At 64.9% G+C, this 25,087-nt stretch carries 21 protein-coding genes, 1 other RNA gene and 1 pseudogene; 15 read left to right on the top strand and 8 right to left on the bottom strand.

Annotated elements, in window-relative coordinates; translation table 11 throughout:
• Window positions 1-16: 16 nt before the first annotated feature.
• Both ABIC03_RS32280 and ffs read right to left on the bottom strand, forming a co-directional pair.
• Complete coding sequence (locus tag ABIC03_RS32280) at window positions 17-1,837, bottom strand: DNA polymerase III subunit gamma/tau (RefSeq protein WP_354064103.1); 1,821 nt, start codon at window positions 1,835-1,837, stop codon at window positions 17-19.
• A 94-nt stretch (window positions 1,838-1,931) separates the two neighbouring features.
• Window positions 1,932-2,028, bottom strand: an RNA gene (gene ffs / locus ABIC03_RS32275) — signal recognition particle sRNA small type.
• Window positions 2,029-2,220: 192 nt separating this feature from the next.
• Between ffs and ABIC03_RS32270 the strand changes: the two genes are divergently transcribed.
• The 9 genes and pseudogenes from ABIC03_RS32270 to ABIC03_RS32230 all read left to right on the top strand — a co-directional run bounded on the left by ABIC03_RS32270 (window position 2,221) and on the right by ABIC03_RS32230 (window position 9,709).
• Entirely contained in the window at window positions 2,221-3,066 is an 846-nt protein-coding gene (locus ABIC03_RS32270; RefSeq protein ID WP_354064101.1) for a transporter substrate-binding domain-containing protein, read from the top strand.
• A gap of 124 nt (window positions 3,067-3,190) precedes the next feature.
• Window positions 3,191-3,853, top strand: a pseudogene (locus ABIC03_RS32265) (amino acid ABC transporter permease).
• A complete protein-coding gene (locus tag ABIC03_RS32260) occupies window positions 3,850-4,668 on the top strand; it encodes an amino acid ABC transporter ATP-binding protein (RefSeq protein ID WP_354064099.1) in 819 nt (272 codons plus the stop codon). The pseudogene ABIC03_RS32265 and the gene ABIC03_RS32260 overlap by 4 nt, the downstream one beginning before the upstream one ends.
• A complete protein-coding gene (locus tag ABIC03_RS32255; RefSeq protein ID WP_354064097.1) occupies window positions 4,668-5,423 on the top strand; it encodes an SDR family NAD(P)-dependent oxidoreductase in 756 nt (251 codons plus the stop codon). The genes ABIC03_RS32260 and ABIC03_RS32255 overlap by 1 nt, the downstream gene beginning before the upstream one ends.
• Window positions 5,420-6,547 (top strand): muconate cycloisomerase family protein, encoded by a 1,128-nt coding sequence (locus ABIC03_RS32250; protein WP_354064095.1) that lies wholly within the window; start codon window positions 5,420-5,422, stop codon window positions 6,545-6,547. The genes ABIC03_RS32255 and ABIC03_RS32250 overlap by 4 nt, the downstream gene beginning before the upstream one ends.
• 253 nt (window positions 6,548-6,800) lie before the next feature.
• Window positions 6,801-7,220, top strand: a complete 420-nt coding sequence (locus tag ABIC03_RS32245) for an HIT domain-containing protein (protein WP_354064093.1) — start codon at window positions 6,801-6,803, stop codon at window positions 7,218-7,220.
• An 11-nt stretch (window positions 7,221-7,231) separates the two neighbouring features.
• Window positions 7,232-8,170 (top strand): NAD(+) diphosphatase, encoded by a 939-nt coding sequence (nudC, locus tag ABIC03_RS32240; RefSeq protein WP_354064091.1) that lies wholly within the window; start codon window positions 7,232-7,234, stop codon window positions 8,168-8,170.
• Window positions 8,171-8,178: 8 nt separating this feature from the next.
• Window positions 8,179-9,132, top strand: coding sequence for a PfkB family carbohydrate kinase (locus tag ABIC03_RS32235; RefSeq protein WP_354064089.1), 954 nt, complete (start codon window positions 8,179-8,181; stop codon window positions 9,130-9,132).
• A 67-nt stretch (window positions 9,133-9,199) separates the two neighbouring features.
• Window positions 9,200-9,709: an Lrp/AsnC family transcriptional regulator gene (locus ABIC03_RS32230; protein ID WP_007604670.1), complete on the top strand. Its 510-nt coding sequence runs from the start codon at window positions 9,200-9,202 to the stop codon at window positions 9,707-9,709.
• A gap of 142 nt (window positions 9,710-9,851) precedes the next feature.
• On the opposite strand, the gene ABIC03_RS32225 is transcribed toward ABIC03_RS32230, so the two are convergent.
• The 4 genes from ABIC03_RS32225 to ABIC03_RS32210 form a co-directional block, all read right to left on the bottom strand.
• Window positions 9,852-11,351: a phosphomannomutase/phosphoglucomutase gene (locus tag ABIC03_RS32225; protein WP_275172885.1), complete on the bottom strand. Its 1,500-nt coding sequence runs from the start codon at window positions 11,349-11,351 to the stop codon at window positions 9,852-9,854.
• 190 nt (window positions 11,352-11,541) lie between these two features.
• The gene (locus tag ABIC03_RS32220; RefSeq protein WP_354064086.1) at window positions 11,542-12,051 is read right to left on the bottom strand and encodes a TIGR02281 family clan AA aspartic protease; all 510 of its coding nucleotides are present in this window, start codon (window positions 12,049-12,051) and stop codon (window positions 11,542-11,544) included.
• Window positions 12,052-12,178: 127 nt separating this feature from the next.
• A complete protein-coding gene (hrpB, locus tag ABIC03_RS32215; protein ID WP_354064084.1) occupies window positions 12,179-14,656 on the bottom strand; it encodes an ATP-dependent helicase HrpB in 2,478 nt (825 codons plus the stop codon).
• A 157-nt stretch (window positions 14,657-14,813) separates the two neighbouring features.
• Entirely contained in the window at window positions 14,814-16,130 is a 1,317-nt protein-coding gene (locus ABIC03_RS32210; protein WP_354064082.1) for a UDP-glucose dehydrogenase family protein, read from the bottom strand.
• 193 nt (window positions 16,131-16,323) lie between these two features.
• Between ABIC03_RS32210 and ABIC03_RS32205 the strand changes: the two genes are divergently transcribed.
• The 3 genes from ABIC03_RS32205 (at window position 16,324) to ABIC03_RS32195 (ending at window position 21,546) form a co-directional block, all read left to right on the top strand.
• A complete protein-coding gene (locus tag ABIC03_RS32205) occupies window positions 16,324-17,391 on the top strand; it encodes an acyltransferase family protein (RefSeq protein WP_354064080.1) in 1,068 nt (355 codons plus the stop codon).
• A gap of 207 nt (window positions 17,392-17,598) precedes the next feature.
• Window positions 17,599-20,649, top strand: a complete 3,051-nt coding sequence (gene polA, locus ABIC03_RS32200) for a DNA polymerase I (RefSeq protein ID WP_354064078.1) — start codon at window positions 17,599-17,601, stop codon at window positions 20,647-20,649.
• Between the two features lie 261 nt (window positions 20,650-20,910).
• Window positions 20,911-21,546, top strand: coding sequence for a LysE family translocator (locus ABIC03_RS32195; RefSeq protein ID WP_354064076.1), 636 nt, complete (start codon window positions 20,911-20,913; stop codon window positions 21,544-21,546).
• A gap of 43 nt (window positions 21,547-21,589) precedes the next feature.
• On the opposite strand, the gene ABIC03_RS32190 is transcribed toward ABIC03_RS32195, so the two are convergent.
• The gene (locus ABIC03_RS32190; RefSeq protein ID WP_354064074.1) at window positions 21,590-22,216 is read right to left on the bottom strand and encodes a glutathione S-transferase family protein; all 627 of its coding nucleotides are present in this window, start codon (window positions 22,214-22,216) and stop codon (window positions 21,590-21,592) included.
• 187 nt (window positions 22,217-22,403) lie between these two features.
• Between ABIC03_RS32190 and pyrE the strand changes: the two genes are divergently transcribed.
• Both pyrE and ABIC03_RS32180 read left to right on the top strand, forming a co-directional pair.
• Window positions 22,404-22,967 (top strand): orotate phosphoribosyltransferase, encoded by a 564-nt coding sequence (pyrE, locus tag ABIC03_RS32185; protein ID WP_018460046.1) that lies wholly within the window; start codon window positions 22,404-22,406, stop codon window positions 22,965-22,967.
• Between the two features lie 268 nt (window positions 22,968-23,235).
• Window positions 23,236-24,009 carry a DUF2865 domain-containing protein gene (locus ABIC03_RS32180; protein ID WP_354064071.1) on the top strand — a complete coding sequence of 258 codons (774 nt, stop codon included), beginning with the start codon at window positions 23,236-23,238 and terminating at the stop codon, window positions 24,007-24,009.
• A gap of 151 nt (window positions 24,010-24,160) precedes the next feature.
• On the opposite strand, the gene ABIC03_RS32175 is transcribed toward ABIC03_RS32180, so the two are convergent.
• Entirely contained in the window at window positions 24,161-24,592 is a 432-nt protein-coding gene (locus ABIC03_RS32175; protein ID WP_027514353.1) for a hypothetical protein, read from the bottom strand.
• Window positions 24,593-24,767: 175 nt separating this feature from the next.
• On the opposite strand from ABIC03_RS32175, the gene ABIC03_RS32170 reads away from it, so the two are divergent.
• Window positions 24,768-25,061 carry a GIY-YIG nuclease family protein gene (locus ABIC03_RS32170; protein ID WP_354064069.1) on the top strand — a complete coding sequence of 98 codons (294 nt, stop codon included), beginning with the start codon at window positions 24,768-24,770 and terminating at the stop codon, window positions 25,059-25,061.
• Window positions 25,062-25,087: the final 26 nt, after the last annotated feature.

Raw genomic sequence — 25,087 nt, 5'->3', positions numbered from 1 at the left:
CTTGGAAAATTTGGCTCTAGAGATCGTCGCCGTCGGAACCGTCGGGCGGATCGTCGCTGCCATAGTCGGCATTAATATCGGATTCCGGCGCCTCGGGGGCAAGCCTGCGGACCTCGACGACCTTCGCACCCGGAAAACGCGACAGAACCTCCCGCACGCGCGGATCGGCCTCGGCGGTGCGCGCATGTTCCTGCTTGGCCGCCTGGCTCACCGAGCGCAGCGTCGGCTGGCCCGGCTCGTTGGAGACGATCACGGTCCAGCGGCGCCCGGTCCAAAGCTCGAATTTGCGCGCGAGATCGGAAATCATGGTCTTGGAGGCGTTGGGCTCGAGCGCGACTTCGAGCCGGCCCTCCTCGAAACGAACGAGGCGCATGTCGCCTTCGAGCGCGCCCTTGGTGAGGAGGTCGCGCTTCTGCCCGGCCAGCGCAACGAGCTGGGTGAAGCTCGTGACGCGCAACACGGGCGCGGCAGCTTGCGGATCCGGCGCGGGGGTTGCCATCTGCGGACGGGCACCACCGCCGCCGCCGAACGAGGACGGAGATGAGGTCGGCATGCGAACTGGAGCTGCTGACGCCGCCGGCCCGGCCGGCGCGTTGCGCGCGGCGCTGCCGCCGCTCACGATCGGCGAACCGCCGCCGTTCTGCTCCAGCATCTTGATCGCTTCGTCTGGCGTCGGCAGATCGGCGACATAGGCGATGCGCACCAGCACCATCTCGGCGGCCGCGGCGGGCCGCGTCGCGGCCTGCACCTCGGTGATGCCCTTGAGCAGCATCTGCCACATCCGGGACAGCACGCGCATCGAGATCTTCGAGGCGAAATCCCGCGCGCGCACGCGCTCAGTCTCGCCATAGGCGACGTTGTCGGCGGTCGCCGGCACGATCTTCACACGTGTGACGAAATTGACGAATTCGGCGAGATCCGAGAGCACGACGATCGGATCGGCGCCGACGTCGTACTGGTCGCGGAACTCCCTAAACGCGGACGCGATGTCGCCACGCGCCAGAGAATCGAAAAGATCGATGACACGGGTGCGATCGGCAAGCCCCAGCATCTGCCTGACGGCATCGGCCTTCACGGTGCCTGCCGCATGCGCGATCGCCTGATCGAGCAGCGAGAGCGAATCGCGCACCGAGCCTTCCGCGGCGCGCGCGATGATGCCGAGCGCTTCCGGCTCGATCTCGACGTTTTCCTTGGCCGCGATGTTGGCCAGATGCTTCATCAGCACGTCGGCCTCGACGCGGCGCAGGTCAAAACGCTGGCAGCGCGACAGCACCGTGACCGGAACCTTGCGGATCTCGGTGGTCGCGAACACGAATTTGGCGTGCTCCGGCGGTTCCTCCAGCGTCTTCAGGAAGGCGTTGAACGCCGCCGTCGACAGCATGTGGACTTCGTCGATGATGTAGACCTTGTAGCGGGCGCTGGCCGGCGCGTAGCGGACGCTGTCATTGATCTGACGAACGTCGTCGACGCCGGTATGCGAGGCCGCGTCCATCTCCAGCACGTCCATGTGCCGGCTTTCCATGATCGCCTGGCAATGCACGCCGAGCGTCGGCATCTGGACCGTCGGGCCCTTCACCGAGCCATCCGGCATCTCGTAGTTGAGCGCACGGGCAAGGATGCGCGCGGTGGTGGTCTTGCCGACCCCGCGGACGCCGGTGAGGATCCAGGCCTGCGGAATGCGGCCGGTCTCGAACGCATTGGAGACGGTGCGGACCACGGCCTCCTGGCCGATCAGATCGTCGAATGAGGAAGGACGGTATTTCCGCGCCAGCACCCGGTAGGGCGTGCTGGCCTGGCCGGCGCTGTCAGGGTTGGGAGGGGCGCCAGCGTCGGTCATCGGTCGATCCGCAATGAAGTGTCTTTCGGCCGGCTTTGCGGAAAGGAGCGCGCTGGCGGCCCGAGCCGCCGGCGCAATTCGCTCGGAAAAACAGGTAGGAGACTGACGAGCGACCCGATCCGGACCTCGTTAGGGCTGCTTCCTTCCGGACCTGACCCGGTTGGCGAGTGGCTCGTCCACCGCCAATCTCCCGGTCCCTATTTGGGGCCAAAAGGACCGGAAAGCAAGCGGGCATCGGCTTGAACGGCTGGGCTTCATCGTGACTTGCCCAGCATCCGGGCAATTCCCGGCCTGCCCAGCCGATAGGCTGTGCTTTCACTGCCGGAGGCACCTTGGTAAGAACGCTGCCGGAACCCCTTCCAACAGAAAAGCGATTGATCCCAATGGTTACACGTCGTGATGTTGCATCGATTGTCGGACTTGGCGCGATTGGCGCGGCGACGCTGGCGTCCCCGGCCGTGGCGCAGACCGCCGATACCAACGAATCGACCTTCGCCCGCATTCGCCGCACCAAGAAGATGCGGATCGGCGCGGTCGGCGGCGGCGCGCCCTATTACATGAAGGATCTTTCGACCGGCCAGTGGAAGGGATTCTACGTCGACATCGCCAAGGCGCTTGCCGAGGACATGGAGGCCGAGCTCGAGATCACCGAGACCACTTGGGGCAATTCGGTGCTCGACCTGCAGTCCAACAAGATCGACATCTTCTTCGGCCTCAACCCGACCCCGAAGCGCGCACTGGTGATCGACTTCTCAGTGCCGGTCTTCAACAACGCCTTCGGCATTCTCTGCAAGAAGGATTTCAAGCCGAAGAGCTGGGCCGAGCTGAACTCGCCCGACGTCAAGATCGCGGTCGACCAGGGCTCCTCGCACGACCAGGTCGTGAGCCGCCTGACGCCGAAGGCTCAGATCTCGCGGCTGAAGACCGCCGACGACGCCACCGCCGCGCTGCAGACCGGCCGCGTCGATGCGCAGTGCCTGATCACCATGCTGTCGCTGACGGTACTGAAGAAGAATCCCTCGCTCGGCCAGTTCGTGCTGCCGACGCCGATCTTCGCCACCACGTCGAACGCCGGCTTCCGTCGCGAGAGCGACAAGACCTGGCGCGACTACGTCAACACCTGGATCGACTTCAACAAGGGCCTCGGCTTCATCCGCAACGCGATCATCACCAACATGGAGCTGGTGGGCGTGACCGAGGCGGACATTCCGCCGGGCGTTTCGCTGTAGTCTTCCACTGTCATTCCGGGGCGCCCGAAGGGCGAACCCGGAATCTCGAGGTTCCGGGTTCGATGCTTCGCATCGCCCCGGAACGACAATGCCGGCGTCAAGGCGTACGACGAGTAACACACGCATGTATCAGTGGGACTTCGGCATCCTCTGGAGCTATCGCTGGCTCTTTCTCAACGGGCTCGGCGTCACCGTCGGCTTCACTGTGGTCATCGTGGTGCTCGGCCTCGTCTTCGGCCTGTTCGGCGCCTTCGGCACCCTGTCGCGCTTTCGCGCGGTGCGCCTTCTCGCGCTCACCTTCATCGAGGCGTTCCGCTGCACGCCGATCCTGGTGCAGCTGATCTAGTTCTATTACGCGCTGCCGATCCTGGCCGGTGTCGAGATGACGCCGATCACGGCCTCGGCGCTGGCGCTGTCGCTCTATGGCGGCTCGTTCTATTCGGAGATCATCCGCGGCGGCATCATCTCGATCGACCGCGGCCAGTCTGAAGCCGGCGCCGCGCTCGGCATGACGCCGGGACAGAGCATGCGCCGCATCGTGCTGCCGCAGGCGATCAAGCGGATGATCCCGGCGCTGATGAACCAGTCGATCATCCAGTTCAAGAACACCTCGCTGGTCTCGGTGCTGGCGGTGCCCGATCTGGTCTATCAGAGCCAGGTCGCCGCTCATGACAGCTACCGTCCGCTGGAAACCTACACCGCCGTCGCGGTCGCCTATGCGGCGATCCTGATTCCCCTGACCATCATGGTCCGACGCGGCGAGAAGCGACTGGCGGTCGGCGAATGAGCGAGACCTCAAAGGACGTTTCCAAGAACACCTCGAAAATCGAGATCCGGGCGCTGCGCAAAAGCTTTGGCAGCAACGAGGTCTTGAAGAGCATCAGCCTCGACGTCGCCAAAGGCGGCGTCGTCGCGCTGATCGGCCCGTCCGGCTCCGGCAAGTCGACGCTGCTCCGCTGCATCAACCTCCTGGTGACGCCCGACGGCGGCAGCGTTCGCGTCGGCGACACCCGCTTTTCGTTCGGAGAAGGCACGAAGCTGCCTGACGTAAAGACGCTGGCCAAATTCCGCACCACCACCGGCATGGTGTTCCAGCATTTCAATCTGTTTCCGCACATGACGACGCTCCAGAACGTGATGGAGGGACCGGTCACGGTGCGGCGCATGGCCAGGGCTGACGCCGAGAAGCTGGCGCGGGCCCAACTCGCGAAGGTGGGCCTTGCAGAGAAGGCCGACCAATATCCGGCAACGCTCTCCGGCGGACAGAAGCAGCGCGTCGCGATTGCGCGGGCGCTCGCCATGGAGCCTGATGTGATGCTGTTCGACGAGGCCACCTCCGCGCTCGATCCCGAGCTTGTCGGCGAGGTGCTCGCCGTGATCCAGCAGCTGGCGTCCGAGGGCATGACCATGGTGATCGTGACCCACGAGATCGCCTTTGCCCGCGAAGTCGCCGACCGTCTGATCTTCATGCGCGACGGCGTCGTGGTCGAGGAAGGCCCGGCGCGGCAGGTGATCGACAATCCGCAAGCAGCGGCGACGCGCGCCTTCCTCAGCCATTTTCACCGCACCGGCGCATTGCCGCCGGCCAACGCAGAATCCTGATGCCTGATATCGACCGTGTCTATCTCGTCACCGGTGCCGCCAGCGGCATCGGCCGTGCCATTGCAAAACTGCTCGCGGCCCCCGGCACTGCGCTGCTGGTGCACACGCGCTCCAACGCAGCCGGCCTCGACGCCACGGCGGCGGAAGCCGAAGCGCAAGGCGCGATCGTCGCAAAATGCCTCGGCGATCTCGCCGAGGAGGTCGCGGTCACCGACGCCATCGCCGCTACACAACGTGCCTTCGGCCGGCTCGATGGATTGATCCTCGTCGGCGGCCACGCCCGCCGCGGCAGCGCGATCGGCACGCCGGCGGATGAGTTCCGCAAGGCGATGGACGAATCGGCGCTGGCGTTCACGCGGTTGGTGGAGGCCGCGCTGCCGGTGCTACGCGCAGGGCGAGATTCGCGGATCGTGGCGGTGTCGTCATTCGTCGCGCACGCGATCCGCCCCGAATTCGCGCCCTTCGCAGCGACGGCCGCGAGCCGCTCCGCGCTCGAAGCGCTGGTGCGCCTCACCGCAGTCGAGCTCGCCAGGGAGGGCATCACCGTCAACGCTGTCGCGCCGGGCCTCATCGTCAAGGACAAGCCCAGCGGAAGCCGGCTTTCACCCGAACAGATCGCAGCGACCGAGGCGCTGATCCCCATGGGCCGCCGCGGACGGCCGGAGGAAGTGGCCGAGATCATCGCCTTCCTGGCGTCCCCGAAAGCATCCTACGTCACCGGCCAGGTCTGGCACGTCAATGGAGGCCTGACATGACCGAAGCAACCGTCGAACGGATCAGGCTGTTCCTGATCGAGAGCCCGATCAAAATGGCGCGCCTCCAGGGCGTCGGCAACGTCAAGGGCATGGTGAAGCGCGTGCTGATCGAGCTCACCGCGAGCGACGGCGTGATCGGCTGGGGCGAGGCCGCACCGTGGGAAGTGTTCACGGGAACGCCGGAAGCCGCGTTCGCCGCGCTCGACATCTATTTACGGCCGATCGTGCTCGGCAAGTCGGTGCGCCGCATCCGCGCGCTGATGACCGAGCTTGATCGCGCGCTGGTCGGACATGCCGAAGCCAAGGTCGCGATCGAAATGGCGCTGCTCGATATCGTCGGCAAGTCGTCGGGACTTTCGGTCGCCGACCTGCTCGGCGGCCGCGTGCGCGACACGATCCCGCTGTCGTTCTCGATCGCCGATCCGGATTTCGCCGCCGATCTCGAACGCATGCGGAAAATGGTTCCGGACGGTAATGTCATCTACAAGGTCAAGACCGGCGTGAAGCCGCATCGCGAGGATCTCGATCATCTCGCGGCGATCCGCAACGAGTTCGGCGACAAGGTCGACCTTCGCGTCGACTACAACCAGGCGCTGGCGCCGTTCGGCGCCATCAAGATCCTGCGCGACGTCGAGCAGTTTGCACCGACCTTCATCGAGCAGCCGGTACCGCGCAAATTTCTCGACGTGATGGCGCAGCTCACCGCGGCGCTTGAGACACCCGTGCTCGCGGACGAAAGCTGCTTCGACCGCCGCGACATGATGGAGGTGGTGCGCCGCGAGGCGGCAGATGCCGTCTCGATCAAGCTGATGAAGGCCGGCGGCCTGTTCGAGGCGCAGGCGATCATGGCGATCGCCGACATCGCCGGGCTGCCCGGCTATGGCGGGACGCTGTGGGAGGGCGGCATCGGGCTCGCCGCCGGCACACAGCTGATCGCGGCGACGCCGGGGATCTCGCTCGGCTGCGAATTCTACATGCCGCATCATGTGCTGACCGAGGACGTGCTGGAAGAGCGCGTCGCCAATCGCGGCGGCCACGTCGTGGTGCCCGACGGCCCCGGCCTCGGCATCCGCGTCAGCGAAGCCTCGGTCCGCGCCAATGCGCGGGTGCTTGCGGAGGCGTAAGACGTCGCCACACATTCGCTGTCGTCCCGGCGAAGGCCGGGACCCATAACCACAGGGGGATGTTTTGCGAAGATTGGTCGTTCGGGATTAGCACCAACCGCAAACGATAGACCTCGCGGTATGGGTCCCGGCCTTTGCCGGGACGACAACGGTGCATGCTGCCCCTGCGGGCCCCTATCCTTCCCCTCGCCAACTCCGTATCGTATGGTCCGGCCAAACGCGCCCGACCCCATCGGGCAATCTGGAAACACATATGTCCGAACCCGCCTGGTCGCTGCACTCCCGCCTGAAAGAGGACACCATCGACATCGGCGATTTGCCGCTGTCCAAGGTATTGGTCATCAAGGACGCGCATTATCCCTGGCTGCTGCTGGTGCCGCGGCGCGCGGATGCGGTCGAGATCATCGATCTCGACGAGGTGCAGCAGGCGCAGCTGATGACCGAGATCTCCCGCGTCTCGCGTGCGCTGAAGGAGATCACCAGATGCGACAAGCTCAACATCGCGGCACTCGGCAACCTCGTGCCGCAGCTTCACGTCCACGTCATCGCGCGCCGCACCAGTGACGCCGCCTGGCCGCGGCCGGTATGGGGCGTGATGCAGCCCTTGGCGCACGACGCCACGGAGGTGCAGACTTTCATCAGCGCGCTTCGCCGCAAGATCTGGTTGGGTTGAAAGAACAAGAAATGTCAGCATTCGACTCGTTTCCGCTGGGGCAGCCGGCCTTCGTCACCAACATTCTCGACCGCGCGGCGCATCTGCGGCGCGACGACGAAAAGCTGTTCGCGATGGAGCAGAAGCCGTCGTCGCGCGCCTATGTCGTCTACCGCGACTCGCTGCTGGTGAAGCGCGAGGGCGAAAAAGTGCGCGCGCTGCTCGGAATCGACGAGGCGCTGAAATGCGGCGCCAATCCCGGCACGATTTTTCTCGGCCTGCGCGACGGCGCCGCGATGTTCGGGATGGGCCTGTCGCAGGCCGCGTCCGAGAAGCTGATCGGGCGCGAAGACTACGCGCTGAGCGAGCTGCGCGGCATGGCGATGCAGGGCGCGGTGCCGCCGAAGGAGCTGTCGGCGATCGCGATGGCGAAGTCGATGGTGAGCTGGCACCAGCGCCACGGCTATTGCGCCAATTGCGGCACGCGTACCGGGATGAAGGAAGGCGGCTGGAAGCGGGAGTGCCCGAGTTGCAAGGCCGAGCATTTCCCCCGCACTGACCCGGTCGTGATCATGCACGTCGCCGCCGGCGACAAATGCCTGCTCGGCCGCCAGAAGCAGTTTCCGCCGGGCATGTATTCCTGCCTCGCCGGTTTCGTCGAGGCCGCCGAAACCATCGAGGACGCGGTGCGCCGCGAGATCCTCGAAGAGTCCGGGATCCGCTGCACCGACGTGCAATATTACATGACCCAGCCTTGGCCCTATCCGTCGTCGCTGATGATCGGCTGCAGCGCGCGGGCCGTGAGTGAGGACATCGTCGTCGATCATTCGGAGCTGGAGGATGCGCGCTGGTTCACGCGCGAGGAGGCCGCCTTGATGCTGACGCGGACCCATCCCGACGGGCTCGCCGGTCCGCACCCGTTCGCCATCGCCCATCATTTGCTCGGCCGCTGGGTGCACGACAAGAGCTGAGACCGGAGATGGCGCCCTCTGTGATCGCGCCGCGCGTCCTCTGCATCGGCATTCCCGTGCGCGACCTGACCTTTCGGGTCGAGGCTGTGCCCGCGCGCGGCAGCAAGGCCAATGCCACGCACCTCGCGGAGATCTGCGGCGGCAACGCGCTCAATGCCGCGATCGCCATCGCGCGGCTTGGCGGCCGCGTCTCCTTCGCGGGCCCCATGGGCGATGCCCGGGAGACGTCGAGCCGCTTCATCCTCGAACGGATGGAAGTTGAAGCGATCGAGACCACGCACATCGTCCGCATGCCGGGGCTCACGACGCCGGTGTCGGCGATCATGATCGAGCCCTCGGGCGAACGAACCCTCACCATCTATCGCGATCCCATGTTGTCGACCGTGCAGCTGCCGGACGCCGACAAGCTGCTCGCCGATTGTCAGGCGGTCCTCGTCGAGAGCCGCTGCGCATCGTTCTGCACGGACCTCTGCACTGAGGCACGCCGGCGCGGTATTGCCGTCGTCGTCGGCGTCGATCGCGCGATGTCGCTGCAGGACAGCCTGCTCACGGCCGCCTCGCATTTGCTGTTCGCCAGTGAACAGGTGCAGGAGACCGCCGGCATCACCGATGATGGCGAGGCGTTGCAGCGCCTGGCCGCGCTCACGCCCGCCTTCCTCGCCGCCACCCGCGGCCCGCGCGGCACGATCTGGCTGAACGAGAGCGGCGAATTGGAGCAGACGCCGGCGGTCTCGGTTCAGGCGGTCGATACGCTCGGCGCGGGCGACGTCTTCCAGGGCGCCTTCACGCTTCGCCTTGCTGAAGGCAGCGGCGCGCGGCAGGCGCTGCAATTCGCCGCGGGCGCCGCGGCGCTGAAATGCACCCGCCACGGCGGCGGCCTGGCCGCCCCGCAACGTCTTGAAGTCGAAGAGCTTTTGAACACGCCGCGCGCGACGACGCTCGGACGGACGCCGAGATTATAGACTTGCTATAGAAAGATTTTCTCTATATCAGGGAAATCAACCCTTGATATGGAACAAAGTTCTTCAAATGACCGATCTCGCCGTCCCGCTCCCCGAGACCAGCCGCCGCCTCGACGCCATCGACCGCAAGATTCTGATGGTGCTCCAGGACGATGCCTCCCTCTCCGTCGCCGAGATCGGCGACCGCGTCGGCCTGTCCTCGACCCCCTGCTGGAAGCGTATCCAGCGCCTGGAGGCAGACGGCGTGATCACCAAGCGGGTGGCGCTGGTCGACCAGAACAAGATCGGCCTCGGCATCTCCGTGTTCGTGTCGGTCGAGAGCTCCGACCATTCCGACGCCTGGCTGAAGAAATTCGCCGAAGCCGTCAGCGCCATGCCCGAGGTGATGGAGTTCTATCGTATGGCCGGCGACGTCGACTACATGCTGCGCGTCGTCGTCGCGGACATGCAGGCCTATGACGTGTTCTACAAGAAACTGATCAGCGCCGTGCCGCTGAAGAACGTCACCTCGCGCTTCGCGATGGAGAAGATCAAGTCGGTCACCGCGCTGCCGATCCCGGCGGTGGTGGCGGCTTAGACGTCACCACAGAGAAGCTGTCATCGCCCGGCTTGACCGGGCGATCCAGTACTCCGTGACGCCTGAAATCGATCGAGAAGCCCCGGCGTACTGGATGCCCGCCTGCGCGGGGCACGACAGCAAGTGAGGCTAGCCTCGCGCCTCAGATCTTCTGATTGTACTCGCCGACTTCGGGATGGGTGCGCAGCACGCTGTTCACCATCTCGAACATGTCGTGCATGCGCTGCTCGGAGACCGGGCTCTCGACCACGACGACGAGCTCGGGCTTGTTGGAGGAGGCACGCACCAGGCCCCAGCTGCCGTCCTCGACCGTGACGCGGACGCCGTTGACGGTGACGAGATCGCGGATCGACTGGCCGCCGATCTTGGCGCCCTTGGTCTGCAAGCCCTCGAAGTGCTTCACCACCTTGTCGATGACGCCGTACTTCACCTCGTCGGCGCAATGCGGCGACATGGTCGGCGACGACCAGGTTTTTGGCAGCGCGTTCTTCAGATCGGCCATCGACTTGCCGGGGGCGCGGTCGAGCATGTCGCAGATCGCGAGCGCCGAGACGAGACCGTCGTCATAGCCGCGTCCATACGGCTTGTTGAAGAAGAAATGGCCGGACTTCTCGAAGCCGGCGAGCGCACCCGTCTCATGGGTGCGGCGCTTCATGTAGGAATGGCCGGTCTTCCAGTAGGTGGTTTTTGCACCCTGCTTCTGCAGCACCGGATCGGTGATGAAGAGGCCGGTCGACTTCACGTCGACGATGAACTGCGCGTCCTTGTGGATTGCCGACATGTCGCGCGCCAGCATCACGCCGACCTTGTCGGCAAAGATCTCCTCTCCGGTGTTGTCGACGACGCCGCAGCGATCGCCGTCACCGTCGAAGCCGAGGCCCACATCGGCCTTGTGCTGCAGCACCGCGTCGCGGATCGCGTGCAGCATCTCCATGTCTTCGGGGTTCGGATTGTATTTCGGGAAGGTGTGGTCGAGTTCGGTGTCGAGCGGGATCACCTCGCAGCCGATCGCCTCCAGCACCTGCGGCGCGAACGCGCCGGCGGTGCCGTTGCCGCAGGCCGCGACGACCTTGAGCTTGCGCTTGAGCTTCGGGCGGCTGGTGAGATCGGCGATGTAGCGCGCCGGATAATTCTCGTGGAATTGATAGGAGCCGCCGGCCTTGTTTTTGAACTCGGCGCCCAGCACGATCTCCTTCAGCCGCGTCATCTCGTCGGGACCGAAGGTCAGCGGGCGGTTGGCGCCCATCTTCACGCCGGTCCAGCCATTGTCGTTGTGAGAGGCCGTGACCATGGCGCAGCAGGGCACGTCGAGGTCGAACTGCGCGAAATAGGCCATCGGCGTCACCGCGAGCCCGATGTCGTGCACCTTGCAGCCTGCTGCCATCAAGCCGGAGATCAGCGCATATTTGATCGAGGCCGAATAGCCGCGGAAATCATGACCGGTGACGATCTCCTGGCTGACGCCGAGCTCCGCGATCAGCGCGCCCAGCCCCATGCCGAGCGCCTGGATTCCCATCAGGTTGATTTCCTTCTGGAACAGCCAGCGCGCGTCGTATTCGCGAAAGCCCGTGGCCTTCACCATCGGCTCGGATTCGAAGGCATAGGTGTTGGGCAGCAACACGGATTTCGGCTTGGGGAACATTGAGACAGTCTCGTGAAAAAGAGCCAGGATTTGATGCAGCCTTAGCGAATGCCGGGCTGCAGCGGAAGGCGGGAATGGCAGCTTATGGATGATAATTGCGGCAGTTTGGTAACGGGGAAATCTGGCCGCGAGAGCGGTCGGAATAGAGATTTTCCTGAAATATGCGGTCGCCGGAGCCTTTGAGAGACCCTTACTGCTCCAGCACCATCTGACCGTTGGCGTATTCGAAGCGCTTGAGGCGGGAGAGGAAGGAGAGGCCGAGCAGGTTCTCGGACAGCGCCTCGTCCGGCAGCACCATGGCATCGACATCGCGTACCACGAGGCCGCCGACATCGAGCATGGCGATGCGGGTGCGCGCGGCCTTGATGGTGCCGTTGGCGGTGGAGACGGTGGCATTGTAATCGCTGCGCGAGGGACGCAGGCCGAAACGGGCAGCCGAGGTCTCGTTCAGCGCAACCACGGAGGCGCCGGTGTCTACCATGAAGCCAATGCGCTGGCCTTCCATCCGGCCATCGGTTTGGAAGTGGCCGCGGCCGTCGCGGGGGATGTTGAGGCTGCGGCCGCCGGCCGGCGCCATGGACGCGACTGCTACCGTGCGCGGCACCGACGTCGCCGAGGCGGAGCTCATCCTGTCCGCCATCTGGGCCATGAAGGTGCCAAGGCCGATCATGATCGCCGCGAAGATCATTATGTTACGCATCACACCACTTCCGAGCCGGAAGCTCGATTTCACCACGCGGCAGGCCGCTCCGCGAGCGACGCTGCGGCCAGAGCTGTGCTATTTTGACGAAAAGGATGAGCGGACGGTTAATGGGTCTTCGTAACGCTCACGTCCCGCGCGGCTTGACCCGCCGGGTCGGCAGCGCATTCGCCGGATCTTCCGGCCAGGGATGGCGCGGGTAGCGGCCGCGCAAATCGGAGCGCACGGCATTGTAGCTGCCGCGCCAGAAACCGGGGAGATCTCGGGTCACCTGCACCGGGCGTTGCGCCGGCGACAGCAGCTCGAGCACCAACGGCACCTTGCCGGCGGCGATCGACGGATGGGTGTTGAGGCCGAACAATTCCTGGAGCCGCACCGCGATGGTCGGCCCCTGCTCGGCTTCATAGTCGATCGCGAGCACGCTGCCGGTCGGCGCCTCGAAATGCGTCGGCGCCTCGCGGTCGAGCCGCGCGCGCATCTCCCACGGCAGCAACGTCATCAGTGCGTCGGAGAGATCGCCGGCGGAGATATCCTTCAGCGCGATCTTGTCGTAGAGCGCCGGCACCAGCCAATCGTCGCGCCGCGCGATCAGCCCGTCGTCCGAAAGATCCGGCCAGCTGTCGCCTTCGGCCTTGCGCAAAAACATCACGCGATCGCGCCATTGTTTGGCGGCCTTCGACCAGGGCAGCCGGTCGAGGCCGGCGGCGATCAGCCCGTCCGCCAAGATGCGCGCGGTGTCCTCCGAAGGCGATACGGCAAGTGTCGCCTCGGAGAGAGTGATCGCGTGCAGCGCGCGCTTGCGCCGCGCCCGCAACGCCATCGCGCCGCGATCGAACGATATCTCCTCGACGGATTCGATATGCTCGGCGAAATGCTGCTCGATCTCGTCCTGCGAGATTTGCGCTGCGAGCAGAATGCGTCCGCTCGCCGCCGTGCCTGTCATCTCGCCGATCGCGATATAGGGCGCGCGGGCGAGTGACGAGGTCTGATCGACGGCGGCACCACGGCCGTTGGCGAGCACGAAGCTGCCATTGCCGCGGTTGCGCGCGACGCGATCCGGGAAGGCGTAGGCGAGCATCAGGCCGGCCGAGAGGTCACCTTCTCCGGTCGCCGCCTTCTCTGACGCCGCCACCTGCGAGGCCCAGCGCCGCGCGAGGTCGCGCGCGCTTGCTGCACGCGGGGAATGGTCGCGGCGGAACTGATCGCGCCGGTGCTCGAGATCGACGCTGTCGCCGCCGAGCCCGCGCTCGGTGATGATGGCGGCGATCTCGGCGGCGGCGTCGCCCTCGCCGGCACGATGCGAATCCACGATCATGCGCGCGAGCCGCGGCGGCAGCGCCAGCGCGCGCAGGCTCTTGCCTTCCGCGGTAATGCGGCCGTCGCCATCGAGCGCATTGAGCTCGGAGAGCAGGCTTTTTGCTTCTTTCCAGGCCGGCTGCGGCGGCGGGTCGAGAAACGACAGCGCGGCAGGACCGGCGACGCCCCATTGCGCGAGATCGAGCACCAGCGAGGACAGATCGGCGCTGAGGATCTCGGGCTGGGTGTAGGGCGCGAGCGAGGCCGTCTGAGGTTCGTCCCAGAGCCGGTAGCAGACACCGGGCTCGGTGCGGCCGGCGCGGCCGCGGCGCTGGTCCGCCGCCGCGCGCGAGACGCGCACGGTCTCGAGCCGGGTCAGGCCGATGTCGGGCTCGTAGCGCGGCACGCGGGCAAGACCGGAATCGACCACGATGCGCACGCCCTCGATGGTCAACGAGGTCTCCGCGATCGAGGTCGCCAGCACCACCTTGCGCGTGCCCTTGGGCGCCGGCGAGATGGCACGGTCCTGCACGGCGGCGTCGAGCGCGCCGAACAGCGGCACGATTTCGATGCTGGAATCCTGCACGCGTTCGCCGAGGAAATTCTGGGTGCGGCGGATTTCAGCGGCGCCCGGCAGGAACGCCAGCACCGAGCCGGCATCGGCGCGCAGTGCCGAGGCGATCGCATCCGCCATCTGCCGTTCCACCGGCACGTCCGCCTTGCGGCCGAGATAGCGCGTCTCGACCGGAAAGGCGCGCCCCTCGCTTTCGACGACGGGCGCTTCGCCGAGCAATCTTGCCACGCGGGCGCCATCGAGCGTTGCCGACATCACGAGGATGCGCAAATCCTCACGCAGGCCGGTTTGCGCATCGCGCGCCAGCGCGAGGCCCATGTCGGCATCGAGCGAGCGCTCGTGGAATTCGTCGAACAGGACGGCGGCGATGCCCGACAGCTCGGGATCGTCGAGGATCTGGCGGGTGAAGATACCCTCCGTCACCACCTCGATGCGGGTCGCGCGCGAGATCTTCGAGCCGAAGCGGACGCGATAGCCGACGGTCTCGCCGGCGCGTTCGCCCAGTGATTTGGCCATGCGGTCGGCGCTGGCGCGCGCCGCGATGCGCCGCGGCTCCAGCACGATGATCTTCTTGCCCTTCGCCCATGGGGCATCGAGCAGCGCCAGTGGCACGCGCGTGGTCTTGCCGGCGCCCGGCGGCGCCACCAGCACGGCGGCGTTATGCGCCTCCAGCGTGCGCGAGAGGTCGTCGAGCACGGCATCGATCGGGAGGGGCGTGTCGAAACTGCGGGGCAAAGAACTATCCGATCGTCATGCCCGGGCAATAGCGCGAAGCGCGTCCTCGCGCAGAAGTCCAGGGCATCCACGTTCTTTCAGCCGAGAGTGAACAAGACGTGGATGGCCGGGACAAGCCCGGCCATGACGGTTTTAGCCCGACAACGACATGTAACTTTCAGCCCTGCACCGGCGGCCGTCCGACACTCTCATAAACGAAGCCGGCCGCAGCCATCTCCTCGGGGCGGTAGATGTTACGCAAGTCGACGATGACGGGCTGCGCCATGGTCGCCTTCAGCCGGTCGAGATCGAGCGCACGGAACTGCACCCATTCGGTGACGATGACGATCGCATCGGCGCCTTCCGCGCAGGAATAGGCGTCCTCGCAATAAGTGATGCTGGGCAGCTCGCTCTTCGCCTGCTCCATGCCGACGGGATCGAAGGCCTTCACCTTCGCGCCCATGTCGATCAGGCCCGTGACCAACGGGATCGACGGCGCATCGCGCATGTCGTCGGTGTCGGGCTTGAAGGTGAGGCCGAGCACGGCGATGGTCTTGCCGCGCAGCGAGCCGCCGAGCGCCTGGCTCACTTTTCGCGCCATCGCCCGCTTGCGGTTCTCGTTGACCGCCAGCACGGATTCGACGATGCGCAAGGACACGTCGTAGTCCTGCGCGATCTTGATCAGCGCCTTGGTGTCCTTTGGGAAGCACGAGCCGCCGAAGCCGGGACCGGCATGCAGGAATTTGGTGCCGATGCGGTTGTCCAGGCCAATGCCGCGCGCGACTTCCTGCACGTTGGCGCCGACCTTCTCGGAGAGGTCCGCGATCTCGTTGATGAAGGTGATCTTGGTCGCGAGGAACGCATTGGCGGCGTATTTGATCATCTCGGCGGTGCGGCGTTCCGTGAACATCAGCGGCGCCTGGTTCAGTGACAGCGGCCGATAGATGTCGCTCATCACCTTGCGGCCGCGTTCGTCGGCGGTGCCGACGACGATGCGGTCGGGGAATTTGAAGTCGCGGATCGCCGCGCCCTCGCGCAGAAACTCAGGGTTCGAGGCGACGACGACGTCGGCCTTGGGGCTGGTTTCGCGGATGATGCGCTCGACCTCGTCGCCGGTGCCGACCGGTACGGTCGACTTGGTCACGACGACGGTGAAGCCGGACAGCGACTGCGCGATCTCTTTCGCGGCCGCATAGACGTAGGACAGATCGGCGTGACCGTCGCCGCGGCGCGAGGGCGTGCCGACCGCGATGAAGACAGCATCGGCATCCGCGACCGGCTTGGACAAATCGGTGGTGAACTCCAGCCGCTTGGCCTTGACGTTGGTCGCGACCAGTTCGTCGAGCCCGGGCTCGTAGATCGGTATCTCGCCGCGATGAAGCGCCGCGATCTTCTTCTCGTCCTTGTCGACGCAGATGACGTCGTGACCGAAATCCGCAAAGCAGGCCCCGGACACCAGTCCCACATAGCCCGTGCCGATCATAGCAATGCGCATGAAAAACCCTGTTTGGCTTGGTTAACGAAACCGCAATTCTAGGGCGGTTTAGCATTTTCCCGGGGGGAGGGAACAGCCCGCGTGCAAAAAACGGCACGGCAATTGTACCGGTTAAGAAATCGTAAGTCGCAAGGCGCCAAACTGCTCCGCGTTTACACAGATCCCGTCGGAACACGCCTCGAAAAGAGACATCATGGCACTATCAGGCACAATCGCCGCGAGCGGGGGACTCAAGGCCCCTTCCGCTACGCGTGTCGATTGGGTCGACTACGCCAAGGGCATCTGCATCGTCATGGTCGTGATGATGCATTCGGTGCTGGGGGTCGAGCTTGCCGCCGGCGAGACCGGTTTCATGCATGTCTTGGTGGCCTTCGCAAAGCCGTTCCGGATGCCGGATTTCTTCCTGATTTCGGGTCTGTTCCTGCCACTGGTGATCGACCGGGACTGGCGAACCTATCTCGACCGCAAGGTGGTGCATTTCGCCTATTTCTATGTCGTCTGGGTGACAATCCAGTTCGGCTTCAAGGCCCCCGCATTTGCAGCGGAAACGAGCTGGCGCGACGCCGGCTTGCTCTATCTGGAATCCTTCGTCGAGCCGTTCGGCACGCTGTGGTTCATCTACCTCCTGCCGATCTTCTTCGTCGTCACAAAACTGACACGGCGAATCCCGCCGCCCGCGATCTGGCTCATCGCGGCCGCACTGGAGACGGCGCGTGTCGCAACCGGCTGGACCGCGATTGACGAGTTCTGCTCGCGCTTCGTCTATTTCTATTCGGGCTATCTGTTCGCGCCCTACGTGTTCGCGCTGTCGGACCGCGCGCGCAATCATCCCGCATGGGCGCTGACAGCGCTCGCGACATGGACGTTGGTCAATGCCGGCCTCGTTGCGCTCGGGGCCGGCGAATGGAAAATCGTATCGCTCGTGCTCGGCTTCGCCGGCGCCTGCGCCATCATCACGATGGGCACGCTGCTCGCGCGCGCGCAATGGCTGAACGTCTTCCGTTTCTGCGGCGAGCATTCGATCGTGATCTATCTCGCCTTCTTCCTGCCGATGGCGGCGACACGGACGCTGCTATTGCGCACGGGCATCATTCCCGACATCGGTGCGGTGTCGCTGATCGTGACCATCGCCGGCGTGATCGGAGCGCTCGCAATCTGGCAGATCGCTCTGCGCCTTGGCGGCAGTTTTCTGTTCGATCGGCCCGATGCGTTCTGGATCGCGCCGAAGAAGACAAGCGCGGTGCTGCAGGCGGCGGAATAGCACGCTGTCGTTCGCCTGGCTTGACCGGGCGACCCAGTACGCCGAGAGTCTGTGGTTCAGCCGATAAGCCGCAGTGTACTGGATTCCCCGCCTTCGCGGGGAATGACAGTGGGATGCGGGGAATGACAGTGGGGATAGCGGCATCCGCAAGCCAAAAATCCCCCTCCCAAGGCTGTCAAAGCCCGCAAAAATTCATACATTGCGGCCATGCCCAAGAGCTCCCCAAAGACCGCCGCCAAAGCTGAAACCAAACCCGCTGCAGCGACAGCTGCTGCCAAGCCCGTCGCTGCGAAGGCGGCCGGCAAGGGCGACCATGTCTTCCTGGTCGACGGTTCCGGCTACATCTTCCGCGCCTATCACGCGCTGCCGCCGATGAACCGCAAGTCCGACGGCTTGCAGGTGAATGCCGTGCTCGGCTTCTGCAACATGCTGTGGAAGCTGTTGCGCGAGATGCCCGAGGACAACCGGCCGACGCATCTGGCGATCATCTTCGACAAGTCGGAAATCACCTTCCGCAACAAGATCTATCCTGAGTACAAGGCGCACCGGGCGCCAGCCCCGGACGATCTGATCCCGCAATTTTCACTGATCCGCGAAGCGGTACGCGCCTTCGACCTGCCTTGCCTGGAGCAGGTCGGCTTCGAGGCCGACGATCTGATTGCGACCTATGTGCGGCAAGCCTGCGAGCGCGGCGCGAGCGCGACGATCGTGTCCTCCGACAAGGACCTGATGCAGCTCGTCACCGATTGCGTCACCATGTACGACACCATGAAGGACCGCCGCATCGGCATCCCCGAGGTGATCGAGAAGTTTGGCGTGCCGCCGGAGAAGGTGGTGGAAGTGCAGGCCCTGGCCGGCGATTCCACTGACAACGTGCCTGGCGTGCCCGGCATCGGCATCAAGACCGCGGCGCAGCTGATCGTCGAATATGGCGATCTCGAGCAACTGCTGTTCCGCGCCACCGAAATCAAACAGCCGAAGCGGCGCGAGGCGCTGATCGAGAACGCCGAGAAGGCGCGCATCTCGCGACAGCTCGTATTGCTCGACGACAAGGTCGACCTCGAAGTCCCGCTGGACGATCTCGCCGTCCACGAGCCCGATGCACGCAAGCTGATCGCGTTCCTGAAGGCGATGGAATTTTCCACGCTGACGCGCCGCGTCGCCGAGTTCTCGCAGATCGATCCGGCCAACGTCGATGCCGATCCGGGCTATTCCAGCGGCGCCAGCGTCTTCTCGCCGCTGCCGCCTTCGGACGTCGTGCCCGCCCCGGGAACCGGCGCGCCGGCGCAAGTTTCGGCGGGCCAGCGCAACGCATCGGCGAGCAAGGAGGACAAGGCCGCGAGTCCGAAGGGCGCGCCGATCTCTCTCGCCGCCGCGCGCGAAGAGGCTTTGCGCAAGCTTCCGGTCGACCGCAGCAAGTACCAGGCCGTCAAGACGCTCGCGGAATTGAACGCCTTCATCGCGCGCATCCATGATGCCGGCCATGTCGCGGTCGAGATCCGGGCAAACTCGATCGATCCGATGCAGGCCGATCTCTGCGGCATCGCGCTGGCGCTGGCGCCGAACGAGGCCTGTTACGTGCCGCTGGCGCACAAGCAGTCCGGCGGCGGCGCCGGCCTGTTCGACGCCGGCCTCGCGCCCGATCAGGTCAGGCATGCCGAGGCGATCGAGGCGCTGCGACCGGTGCTGGAATCACCGGGCATTCTCAAGATCGGCTTCGACGTCAAATTCACCGCGGTGATGCTGGCGCAGCACGGCATCACATTGCGCAACACCGATGATGCACAGCTGATCTCCTACGTGCTCGACGCCGGCCGCGGCTCGCATGCGTTGGAGCAGCTATCCGAGCGCTGGTTCGGCCACGCCATGCTCAAAGAGAACGAGCTGCTCGGCAGCGGCAAGGGCAAGATCACGTTCGACCAGGTGCCGATCGACAAGGCCGCGCCGCTGTCGGGGGAAGGCGCCGACATGACCTTGCGCGTCTGGCGCGTGCTGAAACCGCGCCTTGTCGCCGAGCACATGACCACAGTCTACGAGACGCTGGAACGACCCCTGGTATCGGTGCTCGCACGCATGGAGCGGCGCGGCATCTCGATCGACCGCCAGGTGTTGTCGCGTCTCTCCGGCGACTTCGCCCAGACCGCGGCGCGCGTCGAAGCCGAAATCCAGCAGATCGCGGGCGAGCCCGTCAATGTCGGCAGCCCGAAGCAGATCGGCGACATCCTGTTCGGCAAGATGGGGCTGTCCGGCGGCACCAAGACCAAGACCGGCGCGTGGTCCACCACCGCTCAGGTGCTCGACGAACTTGCCGAGCAGGGCCACGACCTCCCGAAGAAGATTCTGGAGTGGCGCCAGGTCTCGAAGCTGAAATCGACCTACACCGACGCGCTGCCGACCTACGTCAATCCGCAGACCCACCGCGTCCACACGACCTACGCGCTGGCCGCGACCACGACGGGCCGGCTGTCGTCGAACGAGCCGAATCTGCAGAACATTCCGGTGCGCACCGAGGACGGCAGAAAAATCCGCCGTGCCTTCATCGCAACGCCGGGGCACAAGCTCGTCTCCGCCGACTATTCGCAGATCGAGCTGCGGCTGCTCGCCGAGATCGCGGACATTCCCGTGCTGCAGCAGGCGTTCCGCGACGGTCTCGACATTCACGCCATGACGGCATCGGAAATGTTCGGCGTGCCTATCAAGGGCATGCCGAGCGAAATCCGGCGCCGCGCCAAGGCGATCAATTTCGGCATCATCTACGGCATTTCGGCGTTCGGTCTCGCCAACCAGCTCGGCATCGCGCGCGAAGAAGCCTCCGCCTACATCAAGAAGTACTTCGAGCGCTTCCCCGGCATCCGTGCCTACATGGACGAGACGCGCGATTTCTGCCGGAGCCACGGCTACGTCACGACGCTGTTCGGACGGAAGATGTACTATCCCGACATCAAGGCTTCGAACGCCTCGGTGCGCGCCTTCAACGAGCGCGCCGCGATCAACGCCCGGCTCCAGGGCACCGCCGCCGACATCATCCGCCGCGCCATGACGCGGATGGAGGATGCCCTGGTCCAGAAGAAGCTGTCTGCGCAGATGCTGCTGCAGGTGCATGACGAACTGATCTTCGAGGTGCCGGACGCGGAGGTCGAGGCCACGCTCCCTGTCGTGCAGCACGTGATGCAGGACGCACCGTTCCCGGCCGTGCTGCTCTCGGTGCCGCTGCATGTCGATGCACGCGCGGCGAACAATTGGGACGAGGCGCATTGAAGCTAGGTCTTCACTACGCTCCTTCCAAACTTACAGTGTCGTCCCGGCGAAGGCCGGGACCCATACGCCGAGGATCGAGTTGGGCGAAGATTGCCAACTACAATCTCGCGTCAAACTTCTTCTTGGGGGGTATGGGTCCCGGCCTTCGCCGGGACGACCTATAGAGAGAGACACGGATCGAATTGTCCTCAGTGCAATTGCGCGATGGCCCCACTGGGCCACGCATATTAGAACCATGCTGTCTCGCGCACCGGTTCAGCCATGCCCCACACGTCCGCCCTGCTCGGCTTCGCCCTCGTCTGCCTCGGCCTTGTGCTCACGCCCGGGCCGAACATGATCTACCTGATCTCGCGTTCGACCACGCAAGGGCCGGCCGCGGGCATCGTCTCGCTCGGCGGCGTGGCGCTCGGCTTCGTGTTCTACATGCTGTGCGCGGCGTTCGGCATCACGGCGCTGCTGCTCGCCGTTCCCTTCGCCTATGACGCGCTGCGCTTTGCCGGCGCGGGGTATCTGCTGTGGCTGGCTTGGCAGGCGGTGAAGCCGGGCGGGCGCTCGCCGTTCCAGGTGAAGCAGCTTGCGATCGATAGCCCCCGCAAATTGTTTGCGATGGGCTTCGTCACCAACCTGCTCAACCCGAAGATCGCGATGCTTTATCTCGCGCTGCTGCCGCAGTTCATCGATCCCACCGCCGGCAGCGTGCTAACTCAGTCAGTCGTGCTCGGCGCGATCCAGATCGCGATCAGTGTCAGCGTGAATGCCATGATCGCGCTCGCGGCAGGATCGACCGCGCTGTTTCTCGCAAGCCGGCCAAGCTGGATGTTGGTCCAGCGCTGGCTGATGGGCACGGTGCTGGCCGGGCTTGCAGTGCGAATGGCGGTCGAGGCGCGGAAGGTGTGATTTTCACCTCTCCCCGTAAGAACGGGGAGAGGGAGAAGAAAGATCAATCCAGCTTCGCCTCCATGCCCCGCTTGACCGCCGGGCGGGCCATCAGGGCCTCGTACCAGCGCTTGACGTGGGGGAAGTCGGCCAGGTCAACCTTGTGGCGAGGGTGACGCCAGGCCCAGCCCAGGATGGCAAAATCGGCAACCGAGAGCTCGCCGGCGACGAAGTCGCGCGCCTCTAGCCGGCGGTCGAGGACGCCGTAGAGCCGTCGCGTCTCCGCCATGTAGCGCTTGAGGCCATAGGCGCGGTCCTGCTCGTTCTCGAGCGCGATGAAATGGTGCACCTGGCCCGGCATCGGCCCGAAACCGCCCATCTGCCACATCAGCCATTCATAGACGGGGATGCGGCCCGAAAGCGATTTCGGCAGGAATTTGCCGGTTTTTTCGCCGAGATAAAGCAGGATCGCACCCGACTCGAAGATGCTGACGGGCTTGCCGTCCGGGCCATCGGGATCGAGGATCGCGGGAATCTTGTTGTTGGGTGAGAGCTTCAGGAACTCCGGCGCCATCTGTTCGCCCTTGCTGATATTCACCGGGATCACCTTGTAGGGCAGCCCCATTTCCTCCAGCGCGACCGAGATCTTGCGGCCGTTCGGCGTGTTCCAGGTGTGCAGCTCAATGGTCATTTGTCGCGTTTCCTTGCCCAGTCTTCTTGCCCCAGATATCCGGCATCCACCTACTCCAGAACGTTGCACCCCCACAACCGGCGGGCCGGGATGGCCGATCCCTGTTGACGGGGGAAGCCCCCTCTGGAATGTCGGGGCTGTCGCGGATAAATTCCGCCACTTCCAAAAACGCTCCCGAGGGCCCGCCGTGTCTAAATCAGCCTCCCGCGCCCGCCTGTTCGAGATCATCCGCCGGCGCTCCTTCGGCCGCGGCGAGGTGACGCTCGCGTCGGGCCGCAAGAGCGACTTCTACTTCAACCTCAAGCCGACCATGCTCGACCCGGAGGGCGCGACCCTGCTCGCCGAGCTGACCTATGAAGCGCTGAAGGACGACCAGCTCGATTTCATCGGCGGGCTCGAGATGGGCGCGGTGCCGCTGGCCGGGGCGTTGGCGCAGATCTCCTGGATCAAGGGCCATCCCATCGCGGCCTTCTTCGTGCGCAAGAAGCCGAAGGAGCATGGCGCCAAGCTCGCGATCGAGGGGCTGCCCAGGGGCGAGACGCTGGAGGGCAAGCGCGTCGTGATCGTCGAGGATGTCACCACCACCGGCGGCTCGGCGATGAAGGCGGTGGAAGCTGTGCGCGAGACCGGCGCGGAAGTGGTGCTGGTGCTGACCATGGTCGACCGCGAGGAAGGCGCCGACGACACCTTTGGCGCGGCCGGGCTGCCATTCCGCTCGCTGTACAAGGCGTCGGAGTTCTTGAAGGCTTGAGCGGCTAGACTTTCTCTGCCGTCGTGCCCGGGCTTGACCCGGGCATCCACGTCTTTGCCGCACCAGAGATCGTGGATGGCCGGGACAAACCCGGCCATGACGAGGTCTACCCGTCCGGCGACACCGCTTTCCCCTCAACCGCTCATTTACCATCCCGCCTTATGGTGAATCATGTGCTGAGACCTGATGGTCCCGGCCGGTTAGGTAGCGTCGGTGGAGTAAGCGTTTGCGTACAGTCATGTCCCATGCGCGCCGGCGGCGTCGCGCGATGCTCGTAGCCGCCACATTGGCAACGCCGCTGCTTGCAGCTCCGGCCCCGGTTTCGGCCGAAGGCCTGTTCGACTTCTTCTTCGGCGGAATGCAGCAGCAGCGGCCCCAGCGTGAGGTGCCGCAGCAGGCGAGCTCCTACGCCGACCCCTTCACCGGCCAGCAGAATGCCGCAAGCCCGCAATACGTGCCGCCGACACGTTCGGCCGCGGCCGGCGGCTCGGGACCGGCGTTCTGCGTGCGCAGCTGCGACGGCAAATATTTTCCGCTGATGCGCGGCCTCACCTCGCCCGCGCAGATGTGTCAGGCCTTCTGTCCTGCGAGCGCGACAAAAATCTATTTCGGCTCCTCGATCGACGGCGCGGCGTCGCAGAGCGGCGAGCGCTATGCCGATAGCGAGAATGCGTTCGCCTATCGCAAGGCGCTACGCGCCGACTGCACCTGCAACGGCCGCGAGCCGGTCGGCCTCGCGCCGGTCGATCTGGCGCTGGACTCCTCGCTAAAGTCCGGCGACGTGATCGCCACCAGCGATGGCCTCGTCGCCTATACCGGCATCCGCGTCGGCAACGACCAGGCCGCGGACTTCACCCCGGTCGCCTCCTATCCTGGTCTCACCGCGCAGGTCCGCGCGCGGCTCGGCGAGATGAAGGTGGCGCCGGTGCGCGCCGAGACGGTGGCGGCGGATGGCCCCGCCGCGGAGATCGTGCGCGAGACGCTGCCCGACGTGACGGTGCCGAAAACGCAGAAGCCGGCGAAGCGGGCGGGGCTGGATTAGCTCGGGCTCGTCTGTAGCCAAGCATTGCGAGCGACTTGTCCGCCGAAGCTCGAAGAGCGAAGGCGGAAGCGAAGCAATCCAGTCTGCCTCCGTGGAGGCACTCTGGATTGCTTCGTCGCAAGAGCTCCTCGCAATGACGGAGGATGGTGGATTACCTCCCGATGATCACGCCGATCACGTTCGGCGCCGCCAGATATTTCTCCTCGATCGCCGCGCGCGCGGCGGCGCGGTTGTCTGCCGTGAGTAGGCCGCGCTTCTCGGCCAGGATCATCCAGCAAAAACCCCACCAGTCGGTGAGCATGCCTTGATCGTCGACGAGGTCATAACCCTGCTCGGCTGCGAAGATGCGCGCATGCGCTTCGTCCAGCGTGTCGAGAAACAAATGGTCCTCGGCCGAAAACAGGTCGTCGCTGACGTCGTCGATGGTGTAGCCCCAGATCGACTGGCACACCGCGTTGAACTCGCGGTCGAACTGGTCGTCGTCGACCGCGTAGCGCCGCGCCGCCTGATGCAGCCGCGACAGCGAGCGCGCGAAATCGGCGATCCTAGTGAGGGCAAATTGATCGAAGGCAATGGTGGACATGTAGTCCTCGCGAAGTCTGGCGGACGCTAGATATTGTGTCGGCAACGCGCCGAATCACAATGATATATCAAAGACTTGCTAAAGTGTTCTTAATTTGTTCTGAGGCTTGTCGTCCCGGCGAAGGCCGGGACCCATAACCACCGTTGCCAGACGTTTTCAGAATCGGTGCCCAGCGATGAATGCACCAGCCGCGTACTACGTCTACATTCTCGCGAGCCGACGGTACGGCACGCTATATATCGGCATCTGCAACGGCTTGGGCATTCGATTGTCACTACATCGTTCGGGACGCGGTTCGAAGTTCGTCAGCAAGTACGGCGTGACGCGGCTCGTCTATGTCGAGACATACGCAACTCCATCCGAAGCAATCGCACGTGAGAAAGCGCTGAAGGAATGGCACCGCGACTGGAAGATTCGCCTGATTGAGCAGGAAAATCCGGATTGGCGCGACCTGTCTCATCTTCTCTGACAACGGTGGTTATGGGTCCCGGCCTT

The sequence above is a fragment of the Bradyrhizobium sp. RT6a genome (assembly GCF_040547675.1).
Lineage (GTDB): Bacteria > Pseudomonadota > Alphaproteobacteria > Rhizobiales > Xanthobacteraceae > Bradyrhizobium.
Note: the sequence above shows the minus strand (reverse complement) of the source record. Positions and strands in the feature narration are given on the sequence as shown.